We start from the raw sequence: 15,753 nt of genomic DNA, 5'->3' as shown, positions 1-15,753 counted from the left end.
CTAGTCCCCAAGATTGAGCCGGATGGAAACGGAACGCGCATGGGCTTCGAGCCCCTCCGATTTTGCCAGCGCAATTGCAGCCGGCGCAAGCTTGCGCAGCTGCTCCGGCCCGAGCCGCAGGATCGAGGTGCGCTTGACGTAGTCCAGCACCCCCAGCCCCGAGGAGAAGCGTGCGGATCGCGCCGTCGGCAGAACGTGGTTGGAACCACCGACATAGTCACCAATCACTTCGGGGGTGTGACGTCCGACAAAGATCGCGCCGGCATTGCGAATGCCCGATATCAGCGGCTCCGGATTATCAACGGCCAGTTCCAGATGTTCGGCTGCAATCCGGTTGGCGAGCGGAATGGAATCTTCCAGTTTCTCGACCTTGATGATCGCACCGAAGTCACGCCAGCTGGCAGACGCCGTCTCGGCGCGCGGAAGCGACTTGAGTTGACGCTCGACAGCGGCTTCGACCGCTTCGCCCAGCGCGCGGTCATCGGTGATGACAATCGACTGTGCGCCCGGATCGTGCTCGGCCTGGGCCAGCAGGTCGGCGGCCAGCCAGTCCGGATCATTGTCCTTGTCGGCGATGATCAAGACTTCGGATGGGCCGGCAATCATGTCGATGCCAACGGTGCCGAAGACCTGGCGCTTGGCAGCGGCGACATAGGCATTGCCCGGGCCGACGATCTTGGCGACGGGGGCGATCGTCTCGGTGCCATAGGCGAGTGCCGCAACGGCCTGAGCGCCGCCGATGCGGTAAATCTCGGTGACGCCGGCAGTACTGGCCGCCGCGAGAACCGTCGGGTTGATGGCGCCACCGGTGGCCGGCACGACCATCACGACACGGGGAACCCCTGCCACCTTGGCCGGCAATGCATTCATCAGCACCGAGCTCGGATAGCTCGCGGTGCCGCCGGGCACATAAAGGCCGACGGCATCGATCGCCGTCCAGCGCGAGCCGAGGCCCACCCCAATTGCGTCCTCGTAGATGTCGTCCTTCGGCATCTGCCGGGCGTGATGGCGTTCGATGCGTTCGGCAGCAAGCTTCAGCGCGTCGATCAATTCCGGCGCGGTGGAGGCGAGTGCGTCTGCAATTTCTTCTTCCGTCACCCGCATAGAGACGGTCGAAAAATCCACGCCATCGAAACGCTTGGAATAGTCGGCAAGGGCCGCATCGCCACGGCTGCGCACGTCGTCGATGATCTTGCGCACGACATCGTTGACGTCGTCGGAAACTTCACGCTTGGTCGTCAGGAAGGCCGCAAAACGCGCCTCAAAATCTCCCGATGCCTGATCCAGCCAGATTGCCACGCCCCGTATTTCCCTCTCAAGCATTTCAATTTAGATGACGCCGCGACGATCACGTCGATGCGCCGCCTCAGCCGGCCTCGTGTTCCGGACGAGCCGTCGTTTCCCAGGCGCCGCCGATATCGGCAAGCTGGGCCTCGATGCATTCCACTTCCAGCGCGATCGTGCCGCCACCGGCCAATACGAGCTCGACGACGCCCTCTGGCCCCTCGCCCTTGGGAACATACCGGATCGCGAGCAAGGACATGACCTCATCCGCCTTGCCGCGATCGAAGCCGATCGAGCGCACAGCTTCGACGCGCTTGAAGCTGAGACCCGCGCGGCGGCGCTCGAAGCTCTTTGTCGCGCGTGCCGCCTTTTCCCAGACGAAGCGGTTGGCGGCGAGCGAAAACAGGCCAGAGCGGGCCGAAAAGCTCAGGTCACCGACCTTGAACACGGCGTCCTGCATATGGGCCGAGATGATCGCGAGATCATCGGCATCAAGCGCCAGCAGCTTCAGGTCCGTCATGTCACCTCACAGTATCGCCTCTCGGCGGTGCCCGTCGAATTTCATGTTTTCGACATAGGTTGCGGCTTGTCCAGTGGCAACGGGGCAAAAAGACTTTTCGCCCCGTATCGCTCAGAAAGAGATGCTGCCCGGCAGGGTCAGTCGCTGATGCGCTCGACAATGGCGCCGCAGCGGGTGAGCTTTTCTTCCAGCCGCTCGAAGCCACGATCAAGGTGATAGACGCGGGAAACCATGGTTTCACCTTCGGCGGCCAGGCCGGCAATGACCAGCGACACCGAGGCGCGCAGATCGGTTGCCATGACCGGTGCGCCGCGCAGGCGCGAAACGCCCTCGATGCGCGCCGTCTGGCCCGACAGCGTGATCTTGGCGCCAAGGCGGGCCAGTTCCTGCACATGCATGAAGCGATTTTCGAAGATCGTTTCGGTGACATGCGAGACGCCATTGGCGCGGGTCATCAGACCCATGAACTGCGCCTGAAGGTCGGTCGGGAAACCGGGGAAGGGTTCGGTGACGATATCGACCGGGCGGATCGCGTCACCATGGCCGATGACGCGGATGCCGCCCTCGACGGCCGAAACTTCAGCGCCGGCGCGGCGGATCGCTTCAATTGCGGTGTCGAGCAAGCCAAGCTCGGTGCCCGCGAGCGTCACGTCACCGCCGGTCATGGCGACCGCCATGGCATAGGTGCCGGTCTCGATGCGGTCGGGCAACACGCGATGACGGGCGCCAGAGAGGCTCGGCACGCCTTCGATGGTGATGGTGGAGGTGCCGGCGCCCGAGATCTTGGCACCCATGGCGATCAGGCAGTTGGCGAGGTCGACGACTTCGGGCTCGCGGGCGGCATTGCCGATCACGGTCGTGCCGCGGGCAAGCGAAGCGGCCATCAGCATGACATGGGTCGCGCCGACCGAGACCTTGGGGAATGTGTAGCGGGCGCCGATCAGGCCGCCCTTCGGCGCCTTGGCATTGATGTAGCCGCCGTCGATTTCCATCTCGGCGCCGAGGGCTGTCAGCCCCTCGATGAAGAGATCGACCGGACGCGTGCCGATAGCGCAGCCGCCGGGCAGCGAAACGCGCGCCTGGCCTTCACGGGCAAGCAGCGGACCGATGACCCAGAAGCTGGCACGCATCTTGGAGACCAGCTCATAAGGCGCCGTGGTATCGGCCACCGTGCGGCAGGTGAAATGCACCGTGCGCGAATAGGAACCGTCCTGATGTTCGCGGCGACCATTGACGGCGATATCGACGCCGTGATTGCCGAGAATGCGGATCAGGCCTTCGACGTCTGCCAGATGCGGCACGTTTTCCAGCGTCAGCGTATCGGAGGTCAAGAGCGACGCGATCATCAGGGGAAGCGCTGCGTTCTTGGCGCCCGAGATCGGGATGATCCCGTTCAACGCATTGCCACCAACAATCCTGATGCGATCCATGAGAGCCTGCGATACGGGCGAGAAATGCCCGCCTTTCCTGAAGAAGGTGTGAGGGGAAGCCAATCCGGCGAGGCTGGCTCTTTAGACGAAAACCACGAGCGGTTCAATTGACGCCGCAACGCTCGGTTAATCACCGGGTTTGGACGAATTTACGGCAGGATCGGATTTGTCCGCCTCCGCTTCCGCATGCCCGGCCTCCAGGCCCATATCCTGCGATGCGGCGCGCGCAGCCGGCAGACCGATGCCATCCTCGGCCTCACCGGCCCGGCGCGCACGCGACTGCTGCTTGCGACGGGCAAGATTTTCTCTGAGCTTTGCGGCCGCCCGCTCACGGCGGCGCGCCTCCGCATCGGACAGCGCACGTTTTCCTCGATCGGCAAGCCGGGCCGCCTCGATGACGTCCTCGTCCGCTCCGCCCTTGTTTTCCGGGTCATTCGTCATGAGTGCGTGATAACCGATCGAAGAAAAATCGCAAAGTCCCATCACATCCCGTCACAAAACTTGGCCGCCCGAACGCTTTATGACTTGCGCACCCCAAAACTCTGTGGCAATAGGCGCCTCGTTCCGGGCGGCACACAATCTCCGCCCGCCAGATGCTGCTATAGCTCAGGGGTAGAGCACTCCCTTGGTAAGGGAGAGGCCGAGAGTTCAAATCTCTCTAGCAGCACCATTTTTCCTATGGAAAAGCGCCTTAAGCCCCAATAAGTTACTGTTTTCCGTGGCTTCCGTCAATCGGGGAGCTACAAAACATGTCACGAGTCGCATCACGGCGAAGGTGGGTAATGACTGGGCCATGGCCTCATCCAAAGACCGGCATTCTGTACTACCGGAAGGCAACGCCCCCGGATCTCTTCTCTGAGCGTGCCCGACTCAAAGAAATGGGCATCACGGTAACCAGGGAGATCCAGCGCTCACTCGGCACCAGAGACCGCAAGCCCGCCGAAAGAGCCTATAAGCAGGTCTCCGAAGAGGTGGAGGCTCAATGGGACCTCTGGCGCAAGGCGCTGAAGGAAGGGCCTGAGGCGCTTACACCGAAGGAAGAGTGGGCAATCGCTGGAGACCATGCCAAGGAGTTCCTCGCAAAGTATGAGGATGATCCGTATTCCGCCCCTCCCCCGGCTCCTCTCCCAGAACCACCGACCGATGACGGTCACACGTTGCCGCAAATGCTCTCGAAGATGGGGGTCCCTGAGCGGCGGGCCTTTAAGCGTGACCTCAAGGCATTCCTCGCGGCGCGATCTCACGCCCGAACCAAGCTAGCCCTCCGTATGATAACCACCTACCCGATGCTGGCTAAGGCCCTAGGTCCCGACCTTGGCGTCATGCTTGAAGAGGCCCACGGGAAGGACACCAGTGCGGCTCTCGCGAAGTACGGCCTAGTAGTTCCACAAGAGACCCGGCGCATCATCAATCTTCGGATGCTGGAACTCATGGGGACGGCACAACGGGGTATCGAGGCGAGGAAAGCGGGTGACTACCGCCCAGTAGCCGCTCTTGAGGCCGTCCCTGCGTTCACCGCTAGCAAGCCCAAAGCCAAGCCCGAAGGCCTGTCACTGCTCTACCTCCTGGAGCACAAGTCATCATCACAGAGCATCAAGACCAAGACGGTAGACGATACCAGGAGTCATCTCCGGAAGTACGTCCAGTTTGTCGGGCATGATGACGCTCACCGGGTGACTAAGGATGATGTTAGAGCTGGCTCGGGAAATCTGCACAGCTAGGATAAGTGGAATTTCTGCCTGACTTCGGCTTAGATGCCGGGAACAGGAGATACCATGACGAGACGACCGCGCCGGAACCACAGCCCGGCTTTCAAGGCGAAGGTGGCACTTGCCGCCATCCGAGGTGAGCAGACGCTGGTGGAGTTGTCCCAGCAGTTCGATGTGCACGCCAACCAGATCAAGCAATGGAAAGACCAGCTCCTTGAGGGGGCGACGGGTGTGTTCGGCGATGAAACGAAGGCGGAGCCGACGGGTCCGACCATCGATGTCAAAACGCTGCACGCGAAAATCGGCGAACTGACACTGGAGAACGATTTTTTATCCGGTGCGCTCGGCAAGGCGGGATTGCTGGGCGGAAAGAAATGATCGACCGCGAGCACAAGCTATCCGTCGTGCGCCAGGCGAAGCTTCTCGGCTTCAGCCGTGGCAGCGTCTACTATCTGCCTCGTCCGGTGTCTGACGGCGATCTGGCCCTGATGCGGCGGATCGATGAATTGCATCTCGACTACCCCTTTGCCGGAAGTCGGATGTTGCAAGGGCTCTTGAGAGGAGAAGGTCTGGAGACCGGGCGGCTGCACGTCGCCACGCTGATGAAGAAGATGGGCATCGAGGCGATCTACCGTCGCCCGAACACCTCCAAACCAGCGCCAGGTCACAAAATCTATCCCTACCTCTTGCGCAAGTTGGCCGTCACCAGACCCAATCAAGTCTGGGCCATGGACATCAGCTACATCCCTATGGCGAGAGGATTTGTCTATCTCTGCGCCGTCGTGGACTGGTTCAGCCGGAAGGTTTTGTCGTGGCGGCTGTCGATCACGATGGAAGCGGACTTCTGCATCGAAGCGGTCGAGGAGGCGCTCGCCCGCTATGGCAAGCCGGAAATATTCAATACCGACCAGGGATCGCAGTTCACCTCCATCGACTTCACCGCCGTGCTGAAGAAGGCGGAGATCGCCATCTCAATGGATGGCAGGGGTGCGTGGCGGGACAACGTCTTCGTCGAGCGGCTCTGGCGGTCGATCAAATACGAGGAGGTCTACCTCCACGCCTACAAGACCGTATCTGAGGCCCGCCTGGGCATTGGCCGCTATCTGACCTTCTACAATAGCCGACGCCCACATTCATCCCTTGACCGGCAGACGCCGGATCAGGCCTACTTCAACGCGCTGGCACCAATGATGGTGGCGGCATAATCGAGGCGGAATCCACTTAGCAAGACGCCCGAAACTGTTCAGACAAACCGAGCCACCTCTGTTCGCAGGTGGCGAGATGATCTGATTTCGCGGGGCAAGCTCTCGCCGAAGACCGTGTCTGACAGGTACCTTTCCGCCGTGCGCTCAGTCTTGTCTCACGGGGTGAAGGAGTTTGACCTACCCATCAACGTGGCCTCCGGCATTAAAGACAATAGGGCTGCACCTCCGCCGTCCGGGTCCAAAGGCTATACCGAAGAGCAAGCCGTGGCGATCCTGGAGGCAACATTCAGAGGTACTGAGAAGGACGTGTCGGAGCCCCACAAGTTGGCTATTCGTTGGGTACCTTGGATGCTCGCCTATACCGGGCTCCGCGTATCAGAGATCACTCAGTTCCAGGGGAAGAACCTCAAGCAAGAGGACGGCATCCCATACCTCCTCATCACCCCCGAAGATGGCAGTACCAAGAGCGGCAAGGCGTGGACGGTGGGCATTCATCAGCACCTCATTGAACTTGGCTTGTTGGATTTCATTAGGTCGAGAGGAGATGGCCCTCTGTTCTACCATCCCTACGATGATGGGACTGACATCACGGACCTGGATGGCAAGAAGCATCGGGCGCAAGACACTGCCAAACGGGTAGCTGACTGGGTCACGAAAGAAGTTGGCATCGCGGCCCCACATGGCAGACCTAACCACGCCTGGAGACACTTGTTCACAACTCGCAGCCGTCAATGTGGGATGGACAAGGTGGCCTGCTGCCGGTTTCTTGGACACCGAGTTAAGGTGCTTCCAATGAAACTGGAGTGCATTAATGCAACGAAGGAAGTTCAGCCGCGAGTACAAGCTTGAGGCGGTGAGATTGGTTCGAGAGCGTGGGGTCGGCGTTGCGCAGGCATCCCGCGATCTGGATGTTCATGAGAATGTCCTGCGCAAGTGGGTCAGGGAATATGGTTCGGACCCAGCACAGGCGTTTCCTGGTCAGGGACAGATGAAGCCTGAGCAGCTTGAGATCGAGAGGCTTCGGAAAGAAGTGGCCAAGCTGAAGGCGGAGCGTGACATCTTAAAAAAGGCCGCCGCCTACTTTGCGAAGGACGTGATATGAAGTTCGCGTTCATTGCAAAGCACCGTTCGATCTGGCCGGTGGCATGGCTCTGCGAAGCGCTGGGTGTATCGCGTTCCGGCTTTCATGCCTGGTTAAACCGGTCTCCGAGCCAGCATGCCCGGTATGACGAGGCTCTGCTCGACAAGATCAAGGACAGCTTCAAGGATAGCGACCGCACCTATGGCGCGCGGCGTGTCTGGCACGACCTCCTCGCCGAAGGCCTCTCCTGTGGCCTGCATCGCGTCGAGCGTCTCATGCGGGAAAATGCATTGAGAGCAAGGCCGAGACGGCGTGGCTTGCCGAAAGACGACGGTGAGCGCCCTGTCATCATGCCGAATGTGCTAGACCGACAGTTCGCGGCAGCAAGACCGAACCAGAAGTGGGTGGCCGATTTTACCTATCTATGGACGGCTGAGGGCTGGCTCTATGTGGCCGTCGTCATCGACCTGTTCTCGCGACGTGTTGTTGGCTGGTCGATGAGCACCAATATGACAGCCCAGCTCGTTACAGATGCGTTGATCATGGCCATCTGGCGCAGAGGCAAGCCAGATGCGCTCCTCCACCATTCGGACCAGGGTAGCCAATACACAAGCGAGCAGTTCCAGCGTCTCATGGCCGACCACGGCATCACATGCTCGATGAGCCGATCCGGCAATGTCTGGGACAATGCCGCGATGGAAAGCTTCTTCTCATCACTCAAAACGGAAAGGACAGCTCGCAAGGTCTACAGGACCAGGGACGATGCAAAGGCGGACGTGTTCGATTACATCGAGCGCTTCTACAATCCAAAGCGTCGCCATTCGACACTGGGCTACCTCAGCCCTATGGAATTTGAAAACAAAGTGGGATTAGCCTAACTCGGTGTCCGAAAAACCGGCAGCAGGCCACTCTCTCCAAGCCCACAACGGCGATTGCCAATCTGAGGCCATCAGACCTCAACTCTCAAAAGGTATGGGGGCAGTTGGCATCAAGAACGTATGTGAGGCCGGTGGTCCATGCGGGCAGCTTTCGCGAGAAAGTTAATCCCCACCCTTCATCCACTCCTCAATCATCTCGCAAAGCCTATACCTAAAGGGATGAAACAGGAGGGGCTCGGTGTGACCATCAGGGGTAAATCTGGGATGGTCATTCTCATCAGTGTCCCAGGTCCCGAGGTATTCCCCATCCTGGGTGACCACGGAGCCATCCTCCTGGAGGTTGATCCTGTACTGCAATTCGGGGTGTCCTGGGGATGACATGGAATCAGACCTTCGCGCTGGGAGACACCAAGTAGCCTAGTGGCAAGACTTGAGGGGTTCAACTGGGGGAGGCATGGCGGGGCCTGAGGGCAGTGCTACAGGTGATTGGTTTGATGGTGAGAGGAGACAAGCGCCTCCCTCCACTTCACTCGATGTTACCCGGTAGGACGTCAGTCACTTTGAGCACCAAAGCAAGGCGCTCCTCCAAGCCTAGAGGCCGATGATGGAGGCAGGCCAGACCTCAACACTTAGAGGGGAGACTTGGAGTAGATATACCTTTAGTGGCCGGTTATTCGCCGCCGCCCTAAGCCGCCTCCTTGTATCCCCATTCCTGCCCGACCACCGGCTTCTCCACGACGGGTAGCGCCACACTCAGCACCCTCTCAGTCACCTCTTGCATTGCCTCTGCAACGAGCCCTCCTGAAGAAGCCGCGCACTGGACCCCGTCATGTAGTGGCATAGCGCCTATCCCTCTGGCCTTCAGGGTCAAGAGTAGCTCCACCATGATCCGGCTTTCGGTTGCCATCAGTTCTACCCCGTAGTCCTTGCCGATGGCATCTCTAAGCGCCGGATGATGACGGGTGAAGGCATCCATAAGACGCTTTGCGGTCCAGCCTCTAGGCAGCGCCGCCTTGAGTTCTGGCGAAAGCCGCTTGAGGTCTCCCCGTCGAGATAAGAGGGTGAGCATTGCGAGCTTTGCCCCTCCCCGGTGGTCTTCCAGGCCCTCGATTGCATAAGGGTCACCTGGGAACGGCTTACCCGTGAGATGGACGTACATGAGTTGGCAGAAGGCTCCTTGGAAGTCTAAGTCCGTGATGCGTTCGCCGCCAATGGTGATCCGGTGTCGCCTGTCAGACCTCAGTTCCTGCCACCACCCGCCAAAGAGCCGACCACTCAGATTGAAGCTGTGGGGGTCGCTCAATGATCGGAGGAGGAACATGCGGCGGAGGCAGACTGGCCCTTGGTGCTCACCGTCGAACCTGAAGCCGGACTGATTGAGATAGGCGTTGATCCGCTCCATCTGGTCCCGCAGGAGGATCGTCTCCTCCGTGTCCTGGTACTCGATGCGACACTTGAGGGGAGTTCGATCCGCAAAGCTGATCTCCCCGGTTCGCGCATTGAGCCATATGGTCTCCGCCCCTAACGCTCTCCCGATGTCGGAGAGCTTGACCCTCTGCCGGTCGATAGTTGCCGCAAAGTCCGGCGTGGGTGCTACCGTGGTGCTCCGCTCCCGGAAGGCGTAGGGATGGCGGATGAGGAGACCAAGCTCCTCCATCGCAAGGACCACCCCGGAAAGAAGCCGCTTCGGGTAGTCCTCCCGGTCATAACGTGTCGCTTTGGTCTTCGCGGTCGCCACGGCCAAAAGGTCCCGGTTCTCTAGGTGCGGGCTCAGATGCATGATCGCCAAGTTTGCCACTAGGTTCTCCACCACAAGCCCGCGCCTTGAAATCGCATCCCGCCTAGCTGATTGACTCAGGTTGCTCGATATTTGCCGCTCCACCCTCTCCGCTATCGTCTGGGAGAGCGCCTTCAAGCCATCCCCTTCAGCCGTCAACCACGGGTCCAGGAAGATGGCAGGAGGCAGTTCATTCGGGGAAGACATCAACGAATTCCTCCAAGATGATCGGCTTAGGGTGATCCGCCGTGGTGGGCGCGTGGTCTGCCTTGTGCTTGAGGGCGGCTGTCTTGGCCTTCCCCCTTGCGAAGGCGACTGCATGGGCAAAGCCGGGAGCTTCCTGCATGACCTTGTGCGGGCATAGGGACCACCTGGACGGCGTGGTCTCGATGAGCGACACGAGGGCCGGATAGATGGCGAGCGGCTTGAGACCCTTGTTGAGGCCCTCGGTGCGGAGAGCGTGTTCCCCGATGCCTCCCCGCTTGATGTAGCCGTACAGTTGGCCCAGGGCGTGGACTTCGATGCGTCGGCCTTTGGGGAGGACCGAGAGGAGCCGCTCGATGCCGTAGACCGTGGGCGGGATGGCTTCAGGTGCATAGCCGGTCCCCCACATGACCCACCTGACGCGACCATTAACGAGGATCGCGGTGGAGTAGCTACAGGCGGCTAGAGGCGTGGCGGCTCCTGGCGTCTTCTTGGCGGAGGGTTCATGCCAGTGCGCGATGGTGGCTTGGAGTTTGCCTTCAGGGCTCAATTCTGCGAGCGCCTCGCGTAGGCGTTGGTGGTCCATGGTGATGTCCTTGAGGTAAGGGGAGCGACCGAAAAGGGTCATTGATCAGATGTGTCGAGCGATGCAATTTTGCATAACAAGATCACCACCCATGCATTGTTGTCCTAGTACCCCTAATGTATCCAAGCCATTGTTAATGCTTGTAGAGGGTGTGCCTTCTAGGGTTAGTTCAACCGCTTCCTATCGGTCAAAGGTGGGAGCGGGTTGGAGGGATCTTCGGCGTTCAGGCGCTCCCAGCACTCCTCCCTTGAGGTGTTCATGGGCAGTCGCTCCAGGTCGGCCATGAGGTCCTCCTGGATGGTGCTCAGTCTCCCGCATGGAAACTGGTAGGCCGCGAACGGTCTGGATGTGACGCCTCTCCCGGCCCTTCCTCCCTTCCTGTCCATTAGGTGTAGTCCGTGAGTGATGAAGTGGCCCATGCAGTACCCTCGGTGGACAGCCTCCTCTCCGCAAAGTCGGCCTGGGGTCGGCGGCTCGGAGCGGTACATAGTCTCCACTCCTGGCTTCGGCATGATAAAAGCCGTGCAGCGTCCCTCAGACTTGGCTCTTTGCACCTGGGTCTTCAGGCGGCGCTCCAGGTCGATCTCCTGACGCCGCTTTTCCATCAGCCATGTCCGCGTCTGTGGCGGTAGCGTCGAGAGGTCCACGCTTCGCCGGATCTTCTTGTAGTGGTTCATGGGTGTCCTTGTGGATATGGGAAGGAGGAGGCAAGCAACCGCCTCCCCCTTTTTTCGTTCGGTCAGCGTCCCAGAGCCTTCATAAGCTCCTGTGTTCCCGGCTCACGCTTCGTCTGAGCTTCTCGGTTCTTGAGGATGGCTCCACGGGCTTCCTTCTGCCGCGCCTTGATCAGCGCTCGAAGTTCGGGGTTTTCCACCACGAGCTTCCGCCGTGCCTCCATGCGGTACTGTTCGACGAGCTTGCCTATCGCGTGGAGGCGGGTCCCCTTAACGTCGCTGTCACCATCCGGCATGTTCTGGTAGAAACGGGACTGAATGAGTTTGGCGAGATAATCCTTCAGGGGCTTTCGGTGCGGCAGATCCCCGCCAAGTTCCTGCAATCGGTCATAGGCGTTCTGGCCCGACTCCAGGGTGATGTCCCGGAGATCCACACCCTCAAACTTCGGGTCTGGCTTGCCGACACCCCGGCCTGTTTCCAACATCATCCGTACATTCTCGGCTTCCACGACGTCGGAGGATTGTGTGGTGCTGAGGCCAATTTTCCTTGCCACCGGCTCTCCAAAAGCATCCCGCGTGGGCGGAAGCCTCTGGGAGTAGCCTGGGAGGTTCTTCAACGTCATGTCGATGAAGGAACGTGCCTCTCTTAGATACGGGTCCGGGTTCATCCCGCGCAGGGCAGACGACATGGGGATCGTGTTTCCCGCGAGGCTGGCGAGGTACTTTTCTCCCTTGTCGCCAGTGTCGTCACTGAGGGCCTCTAGGGCTTGGTGAAGATTCTGGAGAAAGGTCCTGTCGCTAAAGTTCTTCCCCAGCGCTAGAGCCAATGCCCCGATACCCACCTGAAGTTCAGGGTTCTCGGGTTCATGTCGCAGAGCCTCCACAAGATCGGCCATCATAGCCATGGACATTGAAGCCGGGTCCAGCCTCCCCATAGGGAGGTACTTTCTCGACCCATCAGGCTTCTCGATCACGTAGGAATAAGGTTGCCAGCCAGTTGCCCTCAATTCCTGCTGAAGCTTTGCATCCTTGGGTCCGCCTCCGGTCATTCGCCCATTCAGGGACAGAGTGGCGGCAAGTCCCATGAATGCAGTACCAAGGGCCATCTGACCTACAGCATGTGCTTTCGCCTCCGCACCCTTCACGCCTCGGAAACTGTCACGGAACTCCTTCTGTATGAGGTTCAAGCCTGGGGTCATCTTCCACCCGTAGCGGAGCACGTTGACGGGTGTCTTCACGAACGGAACGATGAACGTGAGCACTGGATGTTGTGCTCTCGCTTGCTGGACACTTGCCCCTGCGGTACCCTTGAGGAGTTCCTGTTGGAACGTGGTGACCTGGGCCTCCTGGAGTGCCTTCGGGTCTAGGGCCTGCCCCGTCGCCGGATCGATTGCCTCCTCCATCTTCTGCCGGATGTATTGCTGAAGATCGGCACCCCTCAGCCCCCTTTGCATCCCCGCCGTCGATGCCTCCGCCTGGACGTATGCCCGATAGCGGAGTGTCTTGAAGAACTCGTCCACGGCACCGAGAGCCCTTGTCGGGAGGCCTACAATGTTGCGGTAGTTGGCGGAGATCCATGCATTGTGTGCGAGGTCTGTAATCGAGGTAACCGACTTCCAGGGGAGAGGCTGCTGGGCCGTCCTGATCGTGCCCCCACCACTGAAGAACTCGGTGTCGTGAGGAGCGAGGATTGAGTCCCCACGCAAGAAGGCGTCCTTCATGGCCGTCCAGGCGTCACCCAGGGAGGCAACGGTATAGGCATACTCCTTGATAGCCCTCTGTCGGATGATGTCGCCACCCTGTTTCGGACCCAGAGCCATAGACCCGATGAGCTTCTCGGTCGGTCTGCCTGCCAGCATGATCACAGAGGAAGTGATGTTGGTGACGTGCGTCGGCCAAAGCCATAGCAGGGAGTTCGTGAGGCTGAAGGTTGCCTCGTCCAGGACCCGATTGAGGAATGTCGGGTTTGCCATCTGTGCCAGCTTTTTGGGGTCTCCCTGCGTCTGGGTAATGAGGTCTGCCAGCTTGGCCCCGTCCAGGTTCCTCACCTTCGCGAGGTCCTCTGGCTTGAACTGGAACTGTCCGCGCATCCGGCGCAAGGCACGGCCACTGTTTGCGGACATGGAGCGGGCATTGGCGAGGAGGTCTGCGGAGGCCATCAGCCTGTCCTTGAGTTCCTTCTCGGCGCGGACTGCATCTCCACCCCATTCGTCCAGGATGCCATTGCGGAGCCTGAAGGCCGCATCATAGGTCTCCTGAAACATCCGGTTCGCCACGAGGTACGAAGCCTCCATGGTCGCCACCATTCCCCGTGCGGATTCTCCTGCTTCCTGGATCTTCCCCATGACCAGGAGCGGGTCTTCACCGAATAGCTCGGCACGGGCCTGGACCATCTCCGACACCTTAGCGTCCGACATGACGGCCCCACCATTGGCGGTGTCCATCTGGGTCTTCAGGACCTTCGCGGAACGGTTGACGAAGGAGAGGACTTCTTCGGTGCCTCGAAGCTTCTGCCACGGGAGAGAGGATATCCGTGAAAGGACCTGTCCTGCTTCGCTTGCCGCCTCCTTGGAGCCGAATTTCCGGATAGCTGCATCCTCATCCGCTGCACCCTTCAGGATGGTCCGCAAGGCATCATCGGAGAGGTCGGTGGGCTGGTACCGTTGTGGGCTTGCCTCCTTGACTCCAGGGGCCGCCGTGGGAGCGATCTCGGTTGATTGTGAGGGATTGGCTGGAGCGCCTTCCGCCGCGCCTGGAGGTGTCTCTGAGGCGGCTTGTCGTTGGACTCCCGGCTCCTCGGTCAGGCGGGCTGCGTCGGTGGTCTCTTTGGTCTCCAGCTTCTTGATTTCCTTGAGGGCCTCGTCCTGCTTGCCAGCCTTCAGAAGCTTGATGGCCTTCACGGCACCTACCAGGGCGAAGTCCAGGCCGATGGACTCAATGGCGTTTTTGAAGCGGCCCTCGGCGGTGGAGTCCTTAGGGTCAGATGACAGGTAGTCGGTCACCGGGTTCTGGAGCGCGGGGAACTCCTCGATGAGGTCAGAGAGACGCTCCTCATGGGGATCGAGGACGACGGTGGAAGCCAGGGCACCCCGGCCCACTTCATAGCCGATCTTTCCTGCCGTGCTGCCCTGACGGACCTTCTGGAGGGCCTTGACGGGCTTCATGATCTTCCCGGCACCAAGGAGGCCAGTCACCATCTGCGAGATGCTGAAGGCTGCGGAGTTGACGACACTCTCGCCCTTGAGTTCGGCAAAGCGCTTCTCGGCCAACTGGCGGAACTCGGACTTGTCTTCCTGCTCGGGCTCCCCAAAGACAAAGTCCTTAGTCTCGAAGGCGGCATTGACCATCCCGGCCCCTACTGACTTCCATGCGTTGATCCCTTTCCCGATGATCGAGGTGGGACCCTGGTGCTGCGGAGGTGGCTCCTGGACCTGGGACGAGGGCTCCCCCTGCTCGACGTCAGGTAGTTCCGCGTCGGCTTCCTGGAGAGCCTGGAGGAGGAGGTCCTCGTTCACGGTGGCGGATGTGGGCTGAGGGCGCGTTGCGCCGTTTGGCTGAGAGGTCGGTGGACCTGCCATTGTCTTCTCCTTGATGTGATGTCGGGATGTGGTGAAGCCTTCGCGGGCCAGTGAATGGCGGCACGGCTAGGTGGTGATTGGTGATGAGATTGTCAGAGGCGGTCTAACGCCTGTTCAAGTGGACGCTTATTAGCCCATAGCGGCTGAGAGAAATGACGGATTTTGAATAGGCTTCTTCGAATGGGAGGGAATTTCCCATAGCAGCCGATCAGGCGCGGCCTGTTCAAGTACGTGGAGATTAGATTTGAGGCTCGGACTCCAGCCCGCGACATCGAGCTTTCTCGGGGCACGGCGGGCGGATCAAGGCATCCCTCTTTCAAGTACGCGCCTATTAGATTTCTGCCGCGAGTTGAACGCCTTTCAAGTACACGCCTATTGCCCCGTCATCCTCTCAGTCCCTGCCGTGAAGGTACCGCAAGTGCTCCGCCACGGCTTCCCCTTTGGGAGTAAGCTGGAAGGTCTTCATGCGTCCATTTGTCGGGTGCTCGTAGGTCTTCACCAGTCCAAAGCCTGGCTTCCCATCACGGTACCGGTCCCCCAGGTAGCGAAGGTGGCCGGAGATGCTTGAGGGTGTCCTTCCTGTGCGGGCTGCAAGTTCCTCCAGGGGCATCGGGCCGTCAACGTGGTCCCTACGGTCGGCCCACATGGCTGCTCCCATGAAGGTCACGAAGATGGATACCGGGAGTTCCAGCGTGGAGGATAGGGAGGCCATGTACTGGCCAGCTTCAAAGTATGCGCGGAGGGCTCGGTGGTCGGACAAAGGCGTCTCCCTAGATGAAAAGGCATGATGGGACCGGCACTAGGCCAGTCCCTAAAGCGATGACTTC

The 15,753-nt window shown here is 60.0% G+C and carries 13 protein-coding genes and 1 tRNA gene; 4 read left to right on the top strand and 10 right to left on the bottom strand.

The features are described 5' to 3' along the window. The 4 genes from hisD to D4A92_RS09345 form a co-directional block, all read right to left on the bottom strand. Positions 1-1,299 carry a histidinol dehydrogenase gene (hisD, locus tag D4A92_RS09360; protein WP_203019480.1) on the bottom strand — a complete coding sequence of 433 codons (1,299 nt, stop codon included), beginning with the start codon at positions 1,297-1,299 and terminating at the stop codon, positions 1-3. Between the two features lie 67 nt (positions 1,300-1,366). Next, complete coding sequence (locus D4A92_RS09355) at positions 1,367-1,804, bottom strand: DUF2948 family protein (RefSeq protein WP_203019478.1); 438 nt, start codon at positions 1,802-1,804, stop codon at positions 1,367-1,369. Between the two features lie 137 nt (positions 1,805-1,941). After that, positions 1,942-3,234 (bottom strand): UDP-N-acetylglucosamine 1-carboxyvinyltransferase, encoded by a 1,293-nt coding sequence (murA, locus tag D4A92_RS09350; RefSeq protein WP_203019476.1) that lies wholly within the window; start codon positions 3,232-3,234, stop codon positions 1,942-1,944. A 126-nt stretch (positions 3,235-3,360) separates the two neighbouring features. After that, positions 3,361-3,675: a hypothetical protein gene (locus D4A92_RS09345; RefSeq protein ID WP_203020101.1), complete on the bottom strand. Its 315-nt coding sequence runs from the start codon at positions 3,673-3,675 to the stop codon at positions 3,361-3,363. Positions 3,676-3,829: 154 nt separating this feature from the next. On the opposite strand from D4A92_RS09345, the gene D4A92_RS09340 reads away from it, so the two are divergent. The 3 genes from D4A92_RS09340 (at position 3,830) to D4A92_RS09330 (ending at position 6,148) form a co-directional block, all read left to right on the top strand. After that, a tRNA-Thr gene (locus D4A92_RS09340) sits at positions 3,830-3,904 on the top strand. 112 nt (positions 3,905-4,016) lie between these two features. Continuing rightward, positions 4,017-4,955: a DUF6538 domain-containing protein gene (locus D4A92_RS09335; protein ID WP_203019474.1), complete on the top strand. Its 939-nt coding sequence runs from the start codon at positions 4,017-4,019 to the stop codon at positions 4,953-4,955. A gap of 54 nt (positions 4,956-5,009) precedes the next feature. Next, positions 5,010-6,148 (top strand): IS3 family transposase gene (locus D4A92_RS09330; RefSeq protein WP_203019473.1). Its coding sequence is split into 2 segments (ribosomal slippage): positions 5,010-5,268 and positions 5,268-6,148, totalling 1,140 coding nucleotides; the frame shifts between segments, so codons are not numbered across the junction. A 375-nt stretch (positions 6,149-6,523) separates the two neighbouring features. Here D4A92_RS09330 and D4A92_RS09325 read toward each other — a convergent pair. Further along, on the bottom strand, positions 6,524-6,829 hold the full coding sequence (locus D4A92_RS09325; RefSeq protein WP_203019472.1) for a hypothetical protein: 306 nt from the start codon (positions 6,827-6,829) through the stop codon (positions 6,524-6,526). A 130-nt stretch (positions 6,830-6,959) separates the two neighbouring features. On the opposite strand from D4A92_RS09325, the gene D4A92_RS09320 reads away from it, so the two are divergent. Continuing rightward, positions 6,960-8,107 (top strand): IS3 family transposase gene (locus D4A92_RS09320; protein ID WP_203016721.1). Its coding sequence is split into 2 segments (ribosomal slippage): positions 6,960-7,206 and positions 7,206-8,107, totalling 1,149 coding nucleotides; the frame shifts between segments, so codons are not numbered across the junction. A gap of 685 nt (positions 8,108-8,792) precedes the next feature. On the opposite strand, the gene D4A92_RS09315 is transcribed toward D4A92_RS09320, so the two are convergent. From D4A92_RS09315 to D4A92_RS09295, 5 genes are all read right to left on the bottom strand, one after another. After that, positions 8,793-10,091, bottom strand: coding sequence for a hypothetical protein (locus D4A92_RS09315; protein WP_203019471.1), 1,299 nt, complete (start codon positions 10,089-10,091; stop codon positions 8,793-8,795). Beyond that, positions 10,075-10,674, bottom strand: a complete 600-nt coding sequence (locus tag D4A92_RS09310; RefSeq protein WP_203019470.1) for a hypothetical protein — start codon at positions 10,672-10,674, stop codon at positions 10,075-10,077. The genes D4A92_RS09315 and D4A92_RS09310 overlap by 17 nt, the downstream gene beginning before the upstream one ends. 164 nt (positions 10,675-10,838) lie before the next feature. Beyond that, entirely contained in the window at positions 10,839-11,351 is a 513-nt protein-coding gene (locus tag D4A92_RS09305) for a hypothetical protein (RefSeq protein ID WP_203019469.1), read from the bottom strand. A 62-nt stretch (positions 11,352-11,413) separates the two neighbouring features. Then, positions 11,414-14,926, bottom strand: coding sequence for a hypothetical protein (locus D4A92_RS09300; RefSeq protein ID WP_246754053.1), 3,513 nt, complete (start codon positions 14,924-14,926; stop codon positions 11,414-11,416). A gap of 391 nt (positions 14,927-15,317) precedes the next feature. Then, positions 15,318-15,686 (bottom strand): hypothetical protein, encoded by a 369-nt coding sequence (locus D4A92_RS09295; protein ID WP_203019468.1) that lies wholly within the window; start codon positions 15,684-15,686, stop codon positions 15,318-15,320. Positions 15,687-15,753 lie beyond the last annotated feature (67 nt).

Origin of the sequence: Rhizobium rosettiformans, from assembly GCF_016806065.1 — a bacterium.
Classification (GTDB): Bacteria; Pseudomonadota; Alphaproteobacteria; order Rhizobiales; family Rhizobiaceae; genus Allorhizobium.
The sequence above is the reverse complement of the archived record's forward strand: the minus strand, read 5'-3'. Positions and strand labels throughout refer to the sequence as shown.

Coding starts and splice junctions, on each gene's coding strand:
- D4A92_RS09315 (WP_203019471.1), bottom strand. CDS start 10,091: ATGTCTTCCCCGAATGAACTGCCTCCTGCCATCTTCCTGGACCCGTGG.
- murA (WP_203019476.1), bottom strand. CDS start 3,234: ATGGATCGCATCAGGATTGTTGGTGGCAATGCGTTGAACGGGATCATC.
- D4A92_RS09355 (WP_203019478.1), bottom strand. CDS start 1,804: ATGACGGACCTGAAGCTGCTGGCGCTTGATGCCGATGATCTCGCGATC.
- D4A92_RS09335 (WP_203019474.1), top strand. CDS start 4,017: ATGACTGGGCCATGGCCTCATCCAAAGACCGGCATTCTGTACTACCGG.
- D4A92_RS09345 (WP_203020101.1), bottom strand. CDS start 3,675: ATGACGAATGACCCGGAAAACAAGGGCGGAGCGGACGAGGACGTCATC.
- D4A92_RS09310 (WP_203019470.1), bottom strand. CDS start 10,674: ATGGACCACCAACGCCTACGCGAGGCGCTCGCAGAATTGAGCCCTGAA.
- D4A92_RS09300 (WP_246754053.1), bottom strand. CDS start 14,926: ATGGCAGGTCCACCGACCTCTCAGCCAAACGGCGCAACGCGCCCTCAG.
- D4A92_RS09325 (WP_203019472.1), bottom strand. CDS start 6,829: ATGTGGGGCCGCGATGCCAACTTCTTTCGTGACCCAGTCAGCTACCCG.
- D4A92_RS09305 (WP_203019469.1), bottom strand. CDS start 11,351: ATGAACCACTACAAGAAGATCCGGCGAAGCGTGGACCTCTCGACGCTA.